This is a genomic window from Thioclava sp. GXIMD4216, assembly GCF_037949285.1.
Taxonomy (GTDB): Bacteria; Pseudomonadota; Alphaproteobacteria; order Rhodobacterales; family Rhodobacteraceae; genus Thioclava; species Thioclava litoralis.
The window spans coordinates 2,157,422-2,174,469 of record NZ_CP149926.1; the positions used below are offsets into that span (position 1 = coordinate 2,157,422).

A 17,048-nucleotide genomic window follows, 5' to 3' on the forward strand; every position below is an offset into this window, starting at 1 on the left:
CGTCTCGCAAGTCGCACGGGGGGAATTTGGTGAAAATCATGCAAAGCCCTGCCCGGCGGGCGGGCCTAGCCACCCGTTCCGGTGCGTTGGGCGTCATCCTCTTCGAAGGCGCTGAAATCCATCGCGGGGAAGCCGCCTTCCGCGGCATCATCACCGCCCAGACCGCCCATATCCATCGCCGGAAAGCCGCCAGCATCGGCCTCCCCGCCCATGTCGAAGCCACTCATTGCCGGAAATCCGTCGCCGCTGGTCCCCTCTTCGCCAAAGGGCGTGTTGCCAATGGCCATAGCGCCCAGATCGGGGCGGGTCTGCATCTCGTCCAGTTCGTTGATTTCCGCGCTTTCGGCTTCGCTGGCGGTCAGTCGCAAAGCGCGGCGTCCGCTATGCTGGCCCAGCTTGGCCATCCCCATCCGGCGGCCATCCACCCCCTCGACACGCAGCTTCTCGAGCGCCTCGCGCGGGATCGGAATCTCGACCCCCGGTTTGAAATTCATCACCCCCGAAAGCGGCATGCTCCAGCGATGCAGTACCGCCGTCAGTTCGGCGCGGGTGCTCATAACGGTGCTTTCCATCTGCTGCGCCCACAGCGCCTCTGCCTCGGGAGCGCGGTTATCGGCATCGCTTTGCGGCAGAACACGCTCCCCGCGTCCGCGCGCGGGCACGGCCCAAAGCAGCGAGACCTCGCGGTCCATCGCGCTGCCGATCTGCATCGTGATGCGGAACATGCGATAGGTGATTTCCTCGAGGATCAGCGAAAGCGGGCGCGGATCATCGAAGAAGGACAGATAGCGGAACCCGCCAGCCCAGATGATGTCATCGCTTTCCGCCAGCGCGTCCTCCAGCCCCGCCAGAAGCGAATCGAGCACCCCCTGCACCATAGAGGCATCCACGCGCGTCGGCCTGCGCGGCGCGGGCTGGATGCGCGAGAGCACCCCCATCGTCTGCACCTCGATCAGGGAGGAAAAGGTGATTGGCGGCAACGCCACAACCCCAAAAGCGTCTTTCGGCCCCTCGATCACGCAGAGCATCGGCTGTTCGGGGAAAGACTCCATCAGTTCGGTCAAGGAGACCTGAGACTGATGCACATCCAGCACCTGAAGCGGCAGCCCCAATGTATCCTGTGCGACTTTCGCGAAGACATGGCGGATCGCACGCTCGGGCGAGACCGGACCGCCCGACGCCGCCGCCTTGGCTGCATCGGTCTTCATACGCAAGATTGTCGAAGGCTTCTGATCCACCATAATATCCCATTTGTACCCGACTGAGGGTCGCTTCCGTCAGACTCGCAGATCAGGGTTTACAAAACATTTAATCCTGTCCCGATTTACGTCTCTTCCGCGCCCTCGTGAACCATTTTTCCGCGCCGCAGCGGTATCAAAACACGAAATGCCGCCCCTCCCTGACCCGGCAGATAATCAATACGTCCCCCGAGATTGGTGAGAATCTCCCGACAGATGGCAAGACCAAGCCCCGCTCCGCCTGCCCTAGACATATCTGTAAGCCTTGAAAATTTCTCAAAGATTAAATCCTGAGCCGACTTCGGGATACCTGCACCATTATCGACGAAATCGATCTGCGCCTGATCATCCTGCCGTTGCACCTCGATTCGCAGCACGGGTTTCTCCGCATCGCAGTATTTCTGGGCATTGGTGATAAGGTTAATAAAAACCTGCACCAGCCTGTCCCCATCGGTAAACAATGCCACATGTTCATTGGGGAAATCTCGCTCGATACGGCACTGCGCCGCAGTGCCGCTATGGGCGGCGGACTGCACCGCCCGATTGAGCAGCTCATGCAGATTGCTCAGGCCGATATGCAACTGCACCTTGCGATGCTCCAACACGGAAAGATCCAGAAGATCGTCAAGCAGCCGGGTCAGGCGGCGCGCTTCCTCAAGGATGATCTTGGCATAGCTCTGACGCATCTCGTCGGGCAGGTCCGGCTCCATCAGGATCTCTGAAAAGGCGCGGATCGAGGTCATCGGCGTGCGCAGTTCGTGGCTGATTTGGCCCAGAAACGCATCCTTTTGCACCGAGATCTGCGTCAGCTTCTCATTGGCCAGCCGCAACTGACGTGCCACCTGTGCAAGCTCTTCGGACTTTGCCTCAAGCTGGGAGGAATGCTCTTTCATATCAGCGGCTTCGCTGGCCATATTGATAAGATCCCCGACCGAGATCACCCGCCCGCCCGACAGTTGCGCCAGCATCGCATGGGCGGTGGCCGAGCCGACAGAACCGGCAAATTTCCGTTCGAGAGCGGCCAGAAAATCGGGGGTCGGGTCCGGCAGCCAGCCGGTTTTGCCCTGCCGCGCCGCCTCGCTCTGGAAGAACTTCTGCGCGGTCTGCGCCCCCAGAATACGCTGCGCCGTCGACAGGTAATCCTCGGATTCGGCCACCGCCATATGCCAGCCCCGCGGCCCCGGCCCCTCGTCATAGATATTGACGAACGCCACCCCCTGCAGCCGTTCGAGCGGCGGCGGAAAGGCCCGAAGCGACAGGCCGATATAGGCTGTCACATTGGCAAACAACGACCAGAACAGCGCATGCAGCAGCGGGTCCATCCCGCTGAGCCCGAAAAGGGCCTCCGGACGCAGCCAGCCGATCCCCCACGGCCCTTCCGCCAGCATCTGCGGCGACATCAACCCGTCGATCCCCAGCGAGGGCAGAAACAGCGTATAGATCCAGATCCCGCCGCCCAGCAGCACCCCGCCCATCGCCCCGTGATGGGTGCCACCGCGCCAGTACAGCCCGCCCAGCAACGCCGGTAGGGTCTGCGCGGCCCCAACAAAAGCGATCAGCCCGATCTCGGCCAGCGCCCCCTGCCCTGACAGCCGGTAATAGCCATAGCCCAGCGCCAGCACCAAGGCGATGGAGAAGCGCCGCGACATCAGCACCACATGGCGCAGATTACTGTTATGCGACGGCCATAAAGCCAGCCAGAGCGGCGTGACGATCTGGTTCGAGATCATGGTCGCCAAGGCGATAGCCGCAACGATCACCATCGATGTGGCCGAGGAGAAGCCCCCTAGAAAGGCCAGCAAAGCCAGCCAGTCGTGATGCTGCGACAGCGGCAGGGTCAGCACGAAAAGATCGGGATTGGCGCCCTCGGGCAGAAGCTCCAGCCCGATCACCGCAATCGGCAGCACGAACACGCTGATCAGCGCCAGATAGGCCGGAAAGGCCCAGGAGGCGATGGCCAGATGACGCTCTTCGACATTCTCGACCACCAGAACCTGAAACATGCGCGGCAGCGTCAGGATCGCCGCCGCCGAAAGCAGTGTCAGCCCCATGAAACGCCCGGGTTGGGGCACCCAGTCCTGCGTGGCGAAATGGTCGATACGGTCCATCACCGCCCCCCAGCCGCCGCCCAGCCCCCAGACCACGAAGCTGCCGACCGCCAGAACCGCCACCAGCTTGACCACCGCCTCAAGCGCCACGGCCATGACCACGCCATGATGGCGCTCGTTGGCATCCAGATTGCGCGTCCCAAACAAAATCGCAAACGCGGCCAGCCCGACGGCGATCCAAAGGGCCCAGTTCTGCTGGGCCCCTTCCGCGGGGGGCGTAAAACCGGGGGTCGCGAAGGCGCTCAGGCTTTCGGTCACCGATTGCAACTGCAACGCGATATAGGGGGTGGCTGCCAGCACTGCCAGAAGCGTCAGCACCACGCCCAGACTGTTGGATTTTCCGTAGCGGGCCGAGATCAGGTCTGCGACAGAGGTGGCCCTTTGGGCCCGCCCTACCCGCACAAGCTTGCGCAAGAACCACCACCATCCACAGAAGACAAGGCTCGGCCCCAGATAGATCGTCACGAATTCCAGCCCCGAACGGGCCGCATAGCCGACGGCGCCGTAAAAAGTCCATGCCGTGCAGTAGATCGACAAGGACAGCGTATAGACCCACGGGCTTTGCAAGACCCGCATCCGCCCCGAACGCGCGCGCCCCTCGGCCCAGAAGGCCACGCCGAACAGCAAGACGACATAAAGCAGGCAGACAAGGATCAGGCTGTCGAACGTCATACCGACGGGTGTTTCAGTCATTCGATCGCTCAGTCATCGCAAATTTCGGCCAGCGGTTCGCCGGGATCCAGCGCCCGGTCGAGCCTGCGCGACAGATAGGCCGTCACGGCAATCACCGCCCCCCAGACCGCAAAGATATACAGCCCGAACCGCGCCACCTGCGACGGCTCCACCACAAACATCGCGGGCAACACAAACAGGATCAGCCCGAACAGCGGAAGCAGGCGCAGCGCATCCATTACCCGCCGCAGCCGGTAGGACCGCCTAGCCAGAAAAAGCGGCGCTCTAGCCGGTGCCATGACGCACCCCCTGCGCCGCAGGCGCGCGACACGCGGCCAGCATACCATCCAGCGCCGCGACCAGATCGGCATTGGCGAAGGGCTTGGCCAGAAAGGCCGTCGCGCCCGCCTGATCTGCCGCGGCACGGTCACGCGCCTGCCCGCGCGCGGTCAGCATCAGCACGGGGATCGCCCGCAAGGCCGGATGTGCGCGCATCTGCGTCAGGATCTCCAGCCCCGACAGGCCGGGCAGCATCATATCCAGAATCACGGCATCGGGTCGGGTGGTCTCTATGGCCCCCAACGCCTTTGCCCCATCGGATTCACTCGACACAACAAAACCACGCCGCGACAAGATAAAGCGCAGCGCCTCGACAATATTCGGTTCATCCTCGATCAGAAGAACATGGTCTTGCGGCATGCCCGTCTCTCCTTCTCCCGTCTCGACTATCTCTTGCCGGAGGGGTTGTGTCAAATTCCGCGCTCAAGATCTTGCTGCCGATTGGTCTTAAAGCGGAGCCTATCCCAGCTCGGCGCGCACCGCCCCCAGAATCGAGGGCTCGCGCCGCGCGCTGCAGGCACTGCGCGGGCAGATCCGGCAGGTCACGCCAATCGGCCTGCGCGGCTGCAACAGCGCGGCCGGATCCAGCGGCACGATCAGCATATAGGCCTGCACCGCAACCGGCTGACCAAAGCCGGCCCCCACCACCTGCGGCACGGAAATCGCATAGGTGGTAAAGCTCTGGCTGACCCGACCGGCAATTTCCACATCATGGCGCAACGGCTGCATCGGCTGGCGCAGCGCATCATAGATCGGCCACAAGGCACATCCCGCCCCGTAACGCGGCAGGGCAAAGCCGCTGCACGGCCTGCGGAAAATCACCGCCCCCGAAGCATCGCAGATCACCAGCCCCAGATCGGGCAGCACCGGATGCCCCGCTGGCAGTTGCGCCAGACGGCGCAGAACCAGATCGGCGGGCAACTGATAGGCCGCCGCGATCTCGCCCGGAGACATTCCGAACCGCGCGAGCCCCTCTTCCAGCCGTGCCATCGGAAAGGCGCGGATATCATTGCGCATCCGCTCCAGCCAGTCGCGCACCAAAGCACGGGCCGCATCCGAGGCAAGCTCGGGCGCATTCTGGACAATATCGGCCACCCTGGCACGGGGATTGGCCTCCAGCTCGGCCACCGACCAACCCTGATCGCGCAGCCATGCCTCCATCTGCTCGAACGGGCCGGACTGCCCGAGATCCGCCCCGCTTTGTGCATCCAGATAGCCCACCAGCGCCTCTGCCGCCCCCGACAGACGCAGGCTTTCCCCCGAAATCGTCTGCAAGAACCGCGCCTGCCATTCCGGTTCGATCTGCGGCTCGTCGGTGAGGATCGCCGCCGTCGAGCGCAGACTGGTCACCGCCGAGATGACCTCGTGCAGACCATCCAGCAGAAACGGGTCCTCCGACAGCCGTTCGGAGAGCTGCTCCACCAGCCGGTTCAGCGCCCCGACCTGCCGCTGGCGCTCGGACAGAAGCGCGGCCCAGCCCGGAAAACGGCTGACGAATTCCTCGATCCGGTCGCTCTCGATCTGCGTGGCGATATCGGCAGGCGCCTGCGCCGCCGCCTCGCGCAGATTATCGAACAAGACGCCCTCGGCCCCTTCGGCCAGCGCCATCGGATCGACCTCCAACGCGGCGGCAATCTGCTCCAGCAGGCTATCGGCCACCCGACGCCGGTTATGTTCGATCAGGTTGATATAGGCCGCGGACATGCCGATACGATTGGCAAGCTCTGCCTGCCGCATGCCCATCGCCATCCGTCTTTCGCGGATGCGGGTGCCGGTAAGCGCCGCGCGCACCATGCCAGTCCTCTCGCCCAAAAGCCGCCAATCAGACAGTCCTGTCAAAGGGATAGCGCGAAACATCCCATCACGAAAGCAAAATGCCGCAGATCGGGACGGCTCGGCTTGACTTCTTCGCGCCGCAACGCAGCATAAGAGGGCGCGTAAGAGATCGGAGACAAAGATGGCCTCCCAGACCACCCCCGATACCGGACAGACCCTCGAAGGGGCGCATGAGACCCTGCCGGAAGGGTTGCAGGACCTTGAAACCGCGGTGAATGATGCGGTCAGCACGGCGGTGGATCATGCCAGCCGCTACCTGCCGGATTGGGCGGTTTCAACGCTGGTGCTGGCGATGTGCCTGCTGCTGGCATTGGCGCTGCATCGGGTGGTGCGCAGCATGCTGGACCGGATGGTGCGCAACCGTGATCTGTTCTGGCGTTCGCTGGTCGGGCGCTCTACCCGACCGCTGCGTCTTCTGATGATCGTGCTGGCGCTTGGCATAGGGATCAGCGTCGCGCCCCTGTCCGAGGGAGCGGCGCGGCTGATCAGTCACCTGCTGCTGATTGCCTTCATCCTCTGTCTGGCATGGATCGCGCATACCGCGCTCTACATCTGGACGACGCTGCATATGCGCCGTTTCAAGCTGGATGCCGAAGACAATCTTCTGGCGCGCAAGCATGTGACGCAGGCGCGCATCCTGCTCCGTGTGGCAAATGTTGCCATCGTGGTTCTGGCGGTCGCCGCCGCCCTGATGACGGTGCCTGCCGTGCGCCAATATGGGGTCTCGCTGCTGGCGGCGGGTGGAGCTGCGGGGATTGTGGTGGGCCTTGCCCTGCAACCCATCCTCAAAAACCTGATTGCCGGTATCCAGCTTGCCCTGACCCAGCCGATCCGTATCGATGATGCGCTGATCGTGGAGGGGGAATGGGGATGGGTCGAGGAAATCACTTCGACCTATGTCGTGCTCAAACTCTGGGACTGGCGCCGGCTTGTGGTGCCGCTGAGCTATTTCATCGAGCAACCCTTCCAGAACTGGACCCGCGAGAATGCCGAACTGATCGGCACCTGTATGTTCTATCTCGACCATTCCGCCCCGATTGCCGATCTGCGCAAGGCGGGCCAGAAAATCGCCGAGGACAACCGGCTCTGGGATGGCAAGGTCTATGCGATGCAGGTCACCGATTTCCGTGAACGGGTGATGGAGGTGCGCGTTCTGGTATCGGCCCGCACCGCGCCACGCGTCTTCGATCTGCGCTGCGAGATGCGCGAGGGGCTGATCGACTATATCCAGCGCGAAATTCCCTCGGCCCTGCCCAAGACCCGCGCCGAAGCCATGCTGAACACCGAACCCGGGCCCGGGCGCGCGCTGCCCGAGACAGATGCCGGAGCACAGGGCCAGACCCGCGGGCCGCTTGGATAGCGACGTTACTGGAATTCGCGGAAACGCATACCGTAGCTTGTGGCCTTATGGCTGCATTCGCTGACCGTAAATTCCAGCCATTCGCGTTTCGGGTTGGGTTTCGTGACCTGTTCGATATCGCGCGTCAGCTGAACCCGCGCCTTGAGAAGCGCCTCGCCCATTGTCGGCCCCGCGATCTTGCGCAACCGCTCCATCCAGAAATTGCGCGCCTCGCTGATATACGAGCCGGGCGGCACCAGATTGGGATGGATCTCTTCGGCGACGACCATGCAATAGGCCGCCTCGACCTCTTGCGTGGGTGTGTTGAACAGAAATGACGCAGGGGCCGCAAACTGGCTTTGGGACACCGCAAAGAACGCCCAGCCAAAGCCGCCGATCATGACCGGAAACAGGCCCCATTTCACCCATGCCGGCAGCCCGTCTTCCTTGACGATCTCTTTATGTACTGTCGCTTTACTCATACCGCCCTCCTCTGGGCCTCGTCCACATGCAGACTGCCAGAGGGCGGTGAAATTTCGATTAAAACCGGAAGGGCGCGCGATCCTCTGCCCGCGCGCCCTCCCCGTCATGCCAAAGGCTTACTTCAGCGCCTCGTCGGTAATCTCCAGCGTATAGGCGCCTTCCGGCTCTTTGGTGATCACCGGATCCGAGCCGCCATTCATCAGCACCTTCACGGTGCGCTGGTAATCTGCCGGATCCAGCGCGCCATTGGACCCTGCCGTCAGCTTGGCGACCTCTTCCATCATGCGCTTCTGGTGCTCTTCGGTCTGCGCCCCGGTCATATCGTTGTCCAGCACGATCTCGGCGGCCTCATCGGGGTTTTCCTCGGCCCATTTCCAGCCCTTCATCGACGCACGGACAAATTTGACCATCTTCGCCTTGAAGTCCGGATCTTCCAGCTTGTCCTGCATGACGTAAAGACCGTCCTCAAGCGTCGCCACACCCTCGTCCTCGTATTTGAACGTCACCAGATCATCAGGGGAAATCCCCGCCTCGATGATCTGCCAGTATTCATTATAGGTCATGGTCGAAATGCAGGAGGCCTGCTTTTGCAAAAGCGGATCGACATTGAAGCCCTGCTTGAGCACCGTCACCCCCTCGGGGGAGCCATCTGTGGGGATGCCCAAGGTGCTCATCCAGCTCAAAAACGGGTATTCATTGCCGCCAAACCACACGCCCAGCGTCTTGCCCTTGAAATCCTCGGGGCTCTTGATGCCGCTTTCCTTCAGGCAGGTCAGCATCATGCCCGAGGATTTGAACGGCTGCGCGATATTCACAAGCGGCAGCCCTTTCTCGCGCGCGGCCAAGGCCGAGGGCATCCAGTCCACCGTCACATCGGCCCCACCACCGGCCATCACCTGCGTGGGCGAGATATCGGGACCACCGGGCAGGATATCCACATCGATGCCCTCATCCTCGTAAAACCCTTTGTCCTTCGCCACGTAATAGCCTGCAAACTGCGCCTGCGTGACCCATTTCAGCTGCAGCGTCACATCCGCCGCAAAGGCAGGGCTTGCCGTCGCCAAAGCCGCCAGCGCCGCGCCCATCATCCAGTTCTTCATCTTACTCTCCTGTTGGTTTTTATCTTGCCGTCTCTTGGCCCGCCTCATCCCCTTTGAGACGGATGCCAGAAGGTCAGCACTTTTTCGGCCAGCGCAATCAGCCCGTAGAATCCGGTACCAGCCAACGCCGCTACCGTAATTTCAGACCAAACCAGTGCCATGTCGAGTTGCCCCACCGCGGTCGAGATCCGAAACCCCATCCCCCGCGTCGGAGAGCCGAAAAATTCAGCAACAATCGCCCCGATCAACGCCAGAGTGGTGGCAATCTTCAGCCCGTTGAACAGGAAGGGCAAAGCCGCAGGCAGGCGCATTTTTATTAGCGTCTGCAGATAGCTGGCCGAATAGGTGCGCATCAGATCGCGCTGCAGCGGATCGGTGGCCTTCAACCCCGCGACCATATTGACCAGCACCGGAAAGAACACGGTGACAATCACCACCGCCGCCTTCGACTGCCAGTCAAAGCCGAACCACATGACGAAAATCGGCGCGATCCCCACGATAGGCAGCGCGGCAAGGAAGTTCCCCACCGGCATCAGCCCCCGTTCCAGAAAGGCCGAACGGTCCACCAGCACCGCCATCACAAAGGCCGCAGCACAGCCCATCACATAGCCCGAAAGCGCCCCCTTCAGAATGGTCTGGCGGAAATCGACCCAAAGCACACCGGTCGAGGCCGCAAAGCGCATCGCAATCTGGCTTGGCGCAGGCAGGATCACCTGTGGCACCGCAAAGCCGCGCACGATCCCCTCCCACAGCACCAGAAGCGTCACGCCAAAGAGCGCAGGCACAAAATAGCGCGCCCATCCTGTCTCGGACCAACGTGCCGCGATGGTTGCATTCATCCAGAAGGCCACGGCCCAGAACAGGATCGCAAAGATCAGAAAGCTCATCTTACCAACCCCATCCGTTTCAACACGACCGCCTCGATCAGGCCCACCAGCCCCACCAGCACCGCTGCCAGACAGGCTGCCGCAATCAGTGCCGCCCAGATCTGGACCGTCTGCCCGTAATAGCTGCCCTGCAACAGACGCGCACCAAGCCCCGCCACAGCCCCTGCGGGCAATTCGGCCACAATGGTGCCCACCAAAGCCGCCGCCACCCCGACCTTCAGCGAGGCAAAGAAATAGGCCATCGAGGACGGCAACCGCAGCTTCCAGAAAATCGCCGCCTTCGGCGCGCCATAGGTGCGCAACAGATCAATCTGCATCGCATCAGGTGCGCGCAAACCCTTCACCATCCCCACCAAGACAGGGAAGAAACTCAGATAGGCCGCAATCAGCGCCTTCGGCAAAAGCCCCTTCACCCCCAGCGAGGCCAGAACCACAATCACCATCGGCGCAATCGCCAGCACGGGGATCGTCTGGCTTGCAATCGCCCAAGGCATGAAACTCATATCCAGCGCCTTGTTATGCACCAGCGCCACGGCCAGCAACAGCCCCGCCACGGTCCCGATGATAAACCCGAGCCCCGTGGCCTCCAGCGTAATCCAGCCATGATAGACCAAAGACCGCTTCGACGTCACCTTCTGCCCCGTCACACCGTCCCAAAGCCCCATCACAACCTGATGCGGCGCAGGCAATACGGGCCTGTCCAGCGCCATCGTCTGACCAACCATATCCCAAAATCCAACCGCCTGCCCCGAACGCGCCGCCTGATCATAAACCCAGGCACTGTTCAGCCAGACCGTCGCGCCATACCAGACCGCGATAATGGCACAAACCACAACCAATACCGGACCAACCCGCGTCATGAGTCCCCCCCGATCACAGTTCCAGCTGCCCTAAATATCCCGGGGGGTTTGGGGGGCAGCGCCCCCCTTCCTATCCAAACAGACTCACACATGGGCATGCCCCGCATGCAGCCCCTCACGCACCCGATGCGCAATCTCCAGAAACTCTGGACTATCGCGGATCTCCAAGGGACGCTCCTTCGGCAAGGGGCTATCGATCACATCGGTGATCCGCCCAGGGCGCGGGCTCATCACCACAATCTTGGTCGAAAGATAAACCGCCTCTGGGATCGAATGGGTCACAAAACCGATCGTCTTGCCGGTCCGCGCCCAAAGCGCCAACAGCTCCTCGTTCAGCTTGTCCCGCACGATCTCGTCAAGCGCCCCGAAAGGCTCGTCCATCAAGAGGATATCGGCATCAAAGGACAACGCCCGCGCGATAGAGGCGCGCTGCTGCATGCCGCCCGACAGCTGCCACGGAAACTTCCGGCCAAAGCCCTTGAGGTCCACCAGCTCCAGAACCTTCTCGACCCGCGCATCCATCTCGGCCTTGGGATAGCCCATGATCTCCAAGGGCAGCTTGATATTTCCCGCAATCGTCCGCCACGGATAAAGACCCGCCGCCTGAAACACATAGCCATAGCTTCGCGCCTTACGCGCCTCATCGGGCGAAATCCCGTTAACGGTCAACGCGCCCCCTGTGGGCGTCTCGAGCGCCGCGATACAGCGCAGAAAGGTCGTTTTGCCACAGCCCGAAGGCCCGATAAACGACACGAACTCCCCGCGCTCGATGGACAGGTTCACATCCTTCAGCGCCTGGACCGGCCCGTCATTGGTTTCAAACACCAGATTGACATCGCGGGCATTGATAATCGGTTTCTTCATCTTCCCCGTTTTTCCCTAATGACCCGTTTTCCGGGCTCTGTGGGTTGAGGATGCCCAGAAGGCGGGCACCCCGCAAGAGTTGACGTCTCAGACGCCGCTGGCCGGAATACCGGCGCGTACCACAGGGCGCGGCGCGGTCAGTTCCTTCCATGTCGACAGCGCTTTCGAGACCGCCGTTCCCGGCGGGCGGGCGACAAATTGCCCGTGGCCCTCGGGCGCCTCGACACGGCCCTCGGTTGCCGCAACCACCCCGCGCGACAGCGTATAGCGCGGCAGGCCCTTGACCTCTTTGCCCTCGAAGACGTTGTAATCGATCGACGACACCTGCGTCTTGGCGGAGACCACCTTGCTGGCCTCGGGGTCCCAGACCACCAGATCGGCATCCGCGCCCACCAGAACCGCGCCCTTCTTGGGATAGATATTCATGATCTTGGCGATATTGGTCGAGGTCACGGCGACAAACTCATTCATCGTGATGCGGCCCGTATTCACCCCATAGGTCCAGAGCATCGGCATCCGGTCCTCAAGCCCGCCGGTGCCATTGGGGATCTTGGTGAAATCGCCCACGCCATAGCGCTTCTGCTCGGTCGTGAAGGCGCAGTGGTCAGTCGCCACACAAGACAGCGTCCCCGAAGCCAGACCCGCCCAAAGACTGTCCTGATGTTGCTTGTTGCGGAAGGGCGGCGACATCACGCGCCGCGCCGAATGGTCCCAATCCTTGTCGAAATACTCGCTCTCATCCAGCACCAGATGCTGGATCAGCGGCTCGCCATAGACGCGCTTGCCCAGCATCTTGGCACGGCGGATCGCCTCATGGCTTTCCTCGCAGGAGGTATGCACCACATAAAGCGGCACGCCCGCCATATCGGCGATCATGATCGCGCGGTTGGTGGCCTCGCCCTCGACAATCGTCGGGCGGGAATAGGCATGGGCCTCGGGGCCGGTATTGCCCTCGGCCAGAAGGCGTGCCGACATCTCGGCCACCACATCGCCATTCTCGGCATGGACCATCGGCAGCGCGCCCAGCTCGGCGCAGCGTTTGAACGAGGCGAAAAGCTCGTCATCATTGACCATCAGGCTGCCCTTATAGGCCATGAAATGCTTGAAGGAATTGATGCCGCGCTCGGTGATGGTCTTCATCTCGTCAAAGACCTGCTCACCCCACCATGTCACCGCCATATGGAAGCTGTAATCACAATGCGCGCGGGCGGCCTTATTGTCCCATTTCTTCAGCGCATCGAGCATGCTCTCGCCCGGATTGGGCAGGGCGAAATCGATCACCATCGTAGTGCCGCCCGAGACCGCCGCAGCTGTCCCCGCGTCAAAATCATCGGCGGAATAGGTGCCCATGAAGGGCATTTCCAGATGGGTATGCGGGTCGATCCCGCCGGGCATCACATAGCAGCCCTCGGCGTCCAGAACCTTGTCGCCTGCAAGGTCAGGCCCGATTTCGATGATCTGGCCGCCCTCGACCAGAACATCCGCCTTGTAGGTCAGATCGGCGGTGACAATCGTGCCGCCCTTGATGACCGTTTTCGTCATGGGTGTCTCCCTATTGTGGCAGGGGCGCAGCAGATCTGTGCTACGCCCGAAGCCGCAACAGAGATCAGAGTTCGCCCGTCAGGAATTGCGCGCGACCGAAGCCGAAGCTCCAATCCGCGCGTGTGTTGGACATCACCGACACCATCAGATCTTTCGGATCCAGACCGATCGCTGTTTCCAGCTTGCGGCAAAGAATGTCGTAGAAGGCCTGTTTTTGTTCTTCGCTGCGCGGCGAGGAGAAGACCTGCACAAGGATCGGGCTCGGGCCGCGGGTAAAGCCCAGCCCCGTATCCAGCAGCACCATGCGACCGGGTTTGTATTCGGTCACCAGCTGGTAGCGGTCGTCCTGCGGCACAGCGAAGGCCTCCAGAACGGCCTCGTGACCGGCATCGAGCATCGCTTTGATCTCGGCCTCGGGGCGCCCTTCGATGACATGAAACTGGATAAGCGGCATCTGTGATCTCCTTCATTGTCGCATCCGGCACTCCCAAAGAAGGTGCGCCGTCTTGACAGTGAAATTGACCCATCACGCCCATGTTTCAAGCATCCTTGTTGCAAGGTTCGATTTGCGAAAATGCCGGTATGCATTGAGGTAATACCTCCATGAACCGAATTATCCGCAAAATACATCACCCCACGATCTGCGCGGTTTCCAGAACGGCATGACACAGAACATCACAGCCCGCCGCCGCCCATTCGGGGCTGATTTCCTCGGCCTCGTTATGCGAGAGACCATCGACACAGGGGCACATGATCATCGTCGTCGGCGCCACTTTCGCCGCCCAGCAAGCGTCATGGCCCGCCCCCGAGATGATATCCATATGGCTGTAGCCCAGACGCTCGGCGGCAGTGCGGACATTGGCCACCAGCTCCGGCGCGAAGGTCACAGGATCAAAGTGCCCCACCGGATCAATGACGCAGCCCACACCAAGCTCTGCACAGATCCCAGTGGCGCGGGTCTCGATCTCGGCGCGCATCGCATCCAGCTTGGCCTGATCGGGCGTGCGGATATCGACGGTAAACACCACCTTGCCCGGCAGCACATTGCGCGAGTTCGGGGTGAAGGTCACCTGCCCCACACCGCCCACAGCTCCCGGCTGGTTCTTCATGGCCACGTCCTGAACCATCTCGAAAATCCGGCTCATGGCAAGACCCGCATTCACCCGCATCGCCATCGGCGTAGAGCCGGTATGCGCATCCTTGCCGGTCAGCGTGAATTCCAGCCACCACAGCCCCTGACAATGGGTCACGACGCCAATGGATTTCTCGGCGGCCTCAAGGATCGGCCCCTGTTCGATATGATATTCGTAATAGGCATGCATCTTGCGCGCGCCGACCTCTTCGACGCCCTTCCAGCCGATACGTTCAAGCTCGGCCCCATAGGTCTTGCCCTCAAGATCCTGACGGCCATAGGCGTAATCCAGATCGATCTCGCCCGCGAAAACCCCAGAGGCCAGCATGGCAGGGGCGAAACGCGCGCCCTCCTCATTGGCCCAGTTGGTCACCACGATCGGATGTCTGGTCTTGATATTGAGGTCGTTCAAGGTGCGCACAACCTCAAGCGCGGCCAGCACCCCCAGCACCCCGTCATATTTGCCGCCCGTGGGCTGGGTATCAAGATGGCTGCCGATATAGACGGGCAACGCCTCGGGGTCCTCGCCCGCGCGGGTGGCAAACATGGTGCCCATCTTGTCGACGCCCATCGACATGCCCGCCGCCTCGCACCAGCTCTGGAACAGCGCGCGCCCTTCGGCATCTTCATCGGTCAGGGTCTGTCGGTTATTTCCGCCTGCAACCCCTGGCCCGATTTTGGCCATTTCCATAAGACTATCCCAAAGGCGTGCGGAATTGATGCGGAGGTTTTCTCCGGGTGCGGACATATTCAAATACTCCCTGTCACCGGAACGTCTTCGCGGGCGTCCTCTTTGTGACGAATTCGTTTCTGACCAACTGGTCAAGAATATTGAGACACCCCAAGCCGAAACGGGTCAAGGGCCTGACAGGGTCCGCCCTAACCGGAGCGTAGAAACCTGAAGCCTGCGCCTAAATTTTACGCATAAGCTCCGGATGGCGGGGCGGGACAAGTAAAATGGTCAGGAAAATCGGGGCCGAGCCAGTCGCTTAACGCAACTCCGCTTTGCTGGGTTGGCGCCCGCCCGAGCGGATCTCAGGACACGGCAATCAGCGAATCCGCCGCATAGGTGCCGGGCGCATCAAGGATCAGCGGCATACGGCGCAACGGAAGGCCGTTCTGCATCCGCCGGTCGAACGTGATAAAACGGCCAATCCCCGCCGCCATCGGCTCTTCGGGGATCACCATCGGGAAGCCATGCTTTTGCCGGTGCGCGACAATCAGTTCCACCTGCTCGGGGCGCTTTTCCTTGAGCAGCATGATGGCCGAGAAATCGACGCGCTCATCCGCCGGATTATGGATTGCCAGAATGGGGGTGCGGGTCGCACCTATGAAACTCGGGAAGGCAAATCCGCCCGATAGCACGAAGGCGGCGCGGATCGGCGGCAGCGTGCGGCCAAGATGCTCGGCCAGAAACAGGGTATTGAGCACCGAAATCCCACCGGCAGAGGCCCCTGCCAGCAGGTATTCCCCCGACAGGCCGAACTCGGCCTCGCGCGCCGTGATCCAGCCGAAGAACGCGCAGACATCCTCGACCACTGCCATCGGACGACGGCCACGGAAAGACTCGTTCAGCCCCGGGCAATGGGTTTCCCCATCGTTCAGAAGCTCGGATAATTTCTGCTGGGTTGGCCAAGACAGAACCGCTGGCGGGCGCGCCAGACGGTAATCCAGCGCGGCAAAGGCATAGCCCTCATCGACAAAGATCTGGGCGATCTTGGCATGGGTCCAGCTTTGACGGCTTCCCGTGCGAAATCCGCCCGCATGCAGCCACACGACAAGCGGCACCGGCCCGGAGGACTCTTTCGGGCGATACAGATCGACATGCAGATCGACCTCTCCCTTCTTATGGGAGGAGGTTGTGTAGACATGCGTGGAACAATCGAAAGAAGACATGGCGGAACGGATCGATGCAGGGAGGGAACTTCCCCGACCATACCGTCACGGACCTCAAAAGCAATTTTTAAGATCTTCCACGACGCCAAAACGCCCTTAAATCAAAGTTAACCCTGTCAACGCGTCATATCCAGCGTCACGATCTCCGCATCTGCACCGCTTTGCGGCGCCGTCTCCGGCACCGCCGCCACCTGATTCGTCGCCTCCGGCGCGGTGCCCTGCGTGGCCGTACCACCGGCAACCCAGCCCGTGTCTGTCTGCGTCAGATCATGCGTCAGACTGGCATAGGCTTCGGTCATCAGTTCCGGTGTCACCGTCTCGGCGCTGCTGACACCGGCCCGCACACGCGCCGCCTGTTGTTCCAGCAAGGAGACGCGGAAGGCAGGGCTTGGCCCCGCAGGCAGAGCCAGGATCTCGCTATCGACATAGCTGGCCGATACGGTTTCGGCGGTGCTGCTTTCCGCCTGCCGCGCCAGTGCCACACCCGTGCCCGTTCCCGTGCCGGACCCGCTTTGCGTGTCCACATTTGCCCCCTGTCCGCTATTGCTCGACGACAAGGCAGCCGCCGCCTCGACTGTTGTCGCCGGAGCGGATTTTGCCAAAGCCGGCATCAACAACGGCGACCAACCGATTGAGGGCAAGAACCCCGAAAAACGATCCATCACCACAGCCCTTTCCCCAAAGAGCCCCCACAGATCAAGCTTGGGCGCGAGTCGTTACCGAAGCCCTAACCATGCCGATAAAGACATGCT

At 61.6% G+C, this 17,048-nt stretch carries 16 protein-coding genes; 1 reads left to right on the forward strand and 15 read right to left on the reverse strand.

What is annotated here, in order from left to right; translation table 11 throughout:
* Positions 1–65: 65 nt before the first annotated feature.
* The 5 genes from WDB88_RS10560 to WDB88_RS10580 form a co-directional block, all read right to left on the reverse strand.
* Positions 66–1,208 (reverse strand): FliM/FliN family flagellar motor switch protein, encoded by a 1,143-nt coding sequence (locus WDB88_RS10560; RefSeq protein WP_339107639.1) that lies wholly within the window; start codon positions 1,206–1,208, stop codon positions 66–68.
* A gap of 116 nt (positions 1,209–1,324) precedes the next feature.
* Positions 1,325–4,018, reverse strand: coding sequence for an ATP-binding protein (locus WDB88_RS10565; RefSeq protein ID WP_339109519.1), 2,694 nt, complete (start codon positions 4,016–4,018; stop codon positions 1,325–1,327).
* Positions 4,019–4,047: 29 nt separating this feature from the next.
* Positions 4,048–4,317, reverse strand: coding sequence for a hypothetical protein (locus WDB88_RS10570; RefSeq protein ID WP_339107640.1), 270 nt, complete (start codon positions 4,315–4,317; stop codon positions 4,048–4,050).
* Positions 4,304–4,717 (reverse strand): response regulator, encoded by a 414-nt coding sequence (locus WDB88_RS10575; RefSeq protein WP_339107641.1) that lies wholly within the window; start codon positions 4,715–4,717, stop codon positions 4,304–4,306. Before WDB88_RS10575 ends, WDB88_RS10570 begins: the two co-directional genes overlap by 14 nt.
* A gap of 99 nt (positions 4,718–4,816) precedes the next feature.
* Complete coding sequence (locus WDB88_RS10580) at positions 4,817–6,151, reverse strand: short-chain fatty acyl-CoA regulator family protein (RefSeq protein WP_339107642.1); 1,335 nt, start codon at positions 6,149–6,151, stop codon at positions 4,817–4,819.
* 163 nt (positions 6,152–6,314) lie between these two features.
* Between WDB88_RS10580 and WDB88_RS10585 the strand changes: the two genes are divergently transcribed.
* Positions 6,315–7,553: a mechanosensitive ion channel domain-containing protein gene (locus WDB88_RS10585; RefSeq protein WP_339107643.1), complete on the forward strand. Its 1,239-nt coding sequence runs from the start codon at positions 6,315–6,317 to the stop codon at positions 7,551–7,553.
* A gap of 5 nt (positions 7,554–7,558) precedes the next feature.
* On the opposite strand, the gene WDB88_RS10590 is transcribed toward WDB88_RS10585, so the two are convergent.
* The 10 genes from WDB88_RS10590 to WDB88_RS10635 all read right to left on the reverse strand — a co-directional run bounded on the left by WDB88_RS10590 (position 7,559) and on the right by WDB88_RS10635 (position 16,820).
* Positions 7,559–8,014, reverse strand: a complete 456-nt coding sequence (locus WDB88_RS10590; protein WP_339107644.1) for a hypothetical protein — start codon at positions 8,012–8,014, stop codon at positions 7,559–7,561.
* Positions 8,015–8,131: 117 nt separating this feature from the next.
* Positions 8,132–9,115: an ABC transporter substrate-binding protein gene (locus WDB88_RS10595; protein ID WP_339107645.1), complete on the reverse strand. Its 984-nt coding sequence runs from the start codon at positions 9,113–9,115 to the stop codon at positions 8,132–8,134.
* A 44-nt stretch (positions 9,116–9,159) separates the two neighbouring features.
* On the reverse strand, positions 9,160–10,002 hold the full coding sequence (locus WDB88_RS10600) for an ABC transporter permease (RefSeq protein ID WP_339107646.1): 843 nt from the start codon (positions 10,000–10,002) through the stop codon (positions 9,160–9,162).
* Complete coding sequence (locus tag WDB88_RS10605; protein ID WP_339107647.1) at positions 9,999–10,862, reverse strand: ABC transporter permease; 864 nt, start codon at positions 10,860–10,862, stop codon at positions 9,999–10,001. The genes WDB88_RS10600 and WDB88_RS10605 overlap by 4 nt, the downstream gene beginning before the upstream one ends.
* A gap of 84 nt (positions 10,863–10,946) precedes the next feature.
* Positions 10,947–11,726 carry an ABC transporter ATP-binding protein gene (locus WDB88_RS10610; protein WP_339107648.1) on the reverse strand — a complete coding sequence of 260 codons (780 nt, stop codon included), beginning with the start codon at positions 11,724–11,726 and terminating at the stop codon, positions 10,947–10,949.
* 87 nt (positions 11,727–11,813) lie between these two features.
* Positions 11,814–13,268, reverse strand: a complete 1,455-nt coding sequence (gene hydA, locus WDB88_RS10615; protein WP_339107649.1) for a dihydropyrimidinase — start codon at positions 13,266–13,268, stop codon at positions 11,814–11,816.
* A 64-nt stretch (positions 13,269–13,332) separates the two neighbouring features.
* On the reverse strand, positions 13,333–13,722 hold the full coding sequence (locus tag WDB88_RS10620; RefSeq protein ID WP_339107650.1) for a tautomerase family protein: 390 nt from the start codon (positions 13,720–13,722) through the stop codon (positions 13,333–13,335).
* 175 nt (positions 13,723–13,897) lie between these two features.
* Positions 13,898–15,148 (reverse strand): Zn-dependent hydrolase, encoded by a 1,251-nt coding sequence (locus WDB88_RS10625; RefSeq protein ID WP_339107651.1) that lies wholly within the window; start codon positions 15,146–15,148, stop codon positions 13,898–13,900.
* 287 nt (positions 15,149–15,435) lie between these two features.
* Entirely contained in the window at positions 15,436–16,296 is an 861-nt protein-coding gene (locus WDB88_RS10630) for a hypothetical protein (protein WP_339107652.1), read from the reverse strand.
* 116 nt (positions 16,297–16,412) lie between these two features.
* Complete coding sequence (locus tag WDB88_RS10635; RefSeq protein WP_339107653.1) at positions 16,413–16,820, reverse strand: hypothetical protein; 408 nt, start codon at positions 16,818–16,820, stop codon at positions 16,413–16,415.
* Between the last annotated feature and the right edge of the window lie 228 nt (positions 16,821–17,048).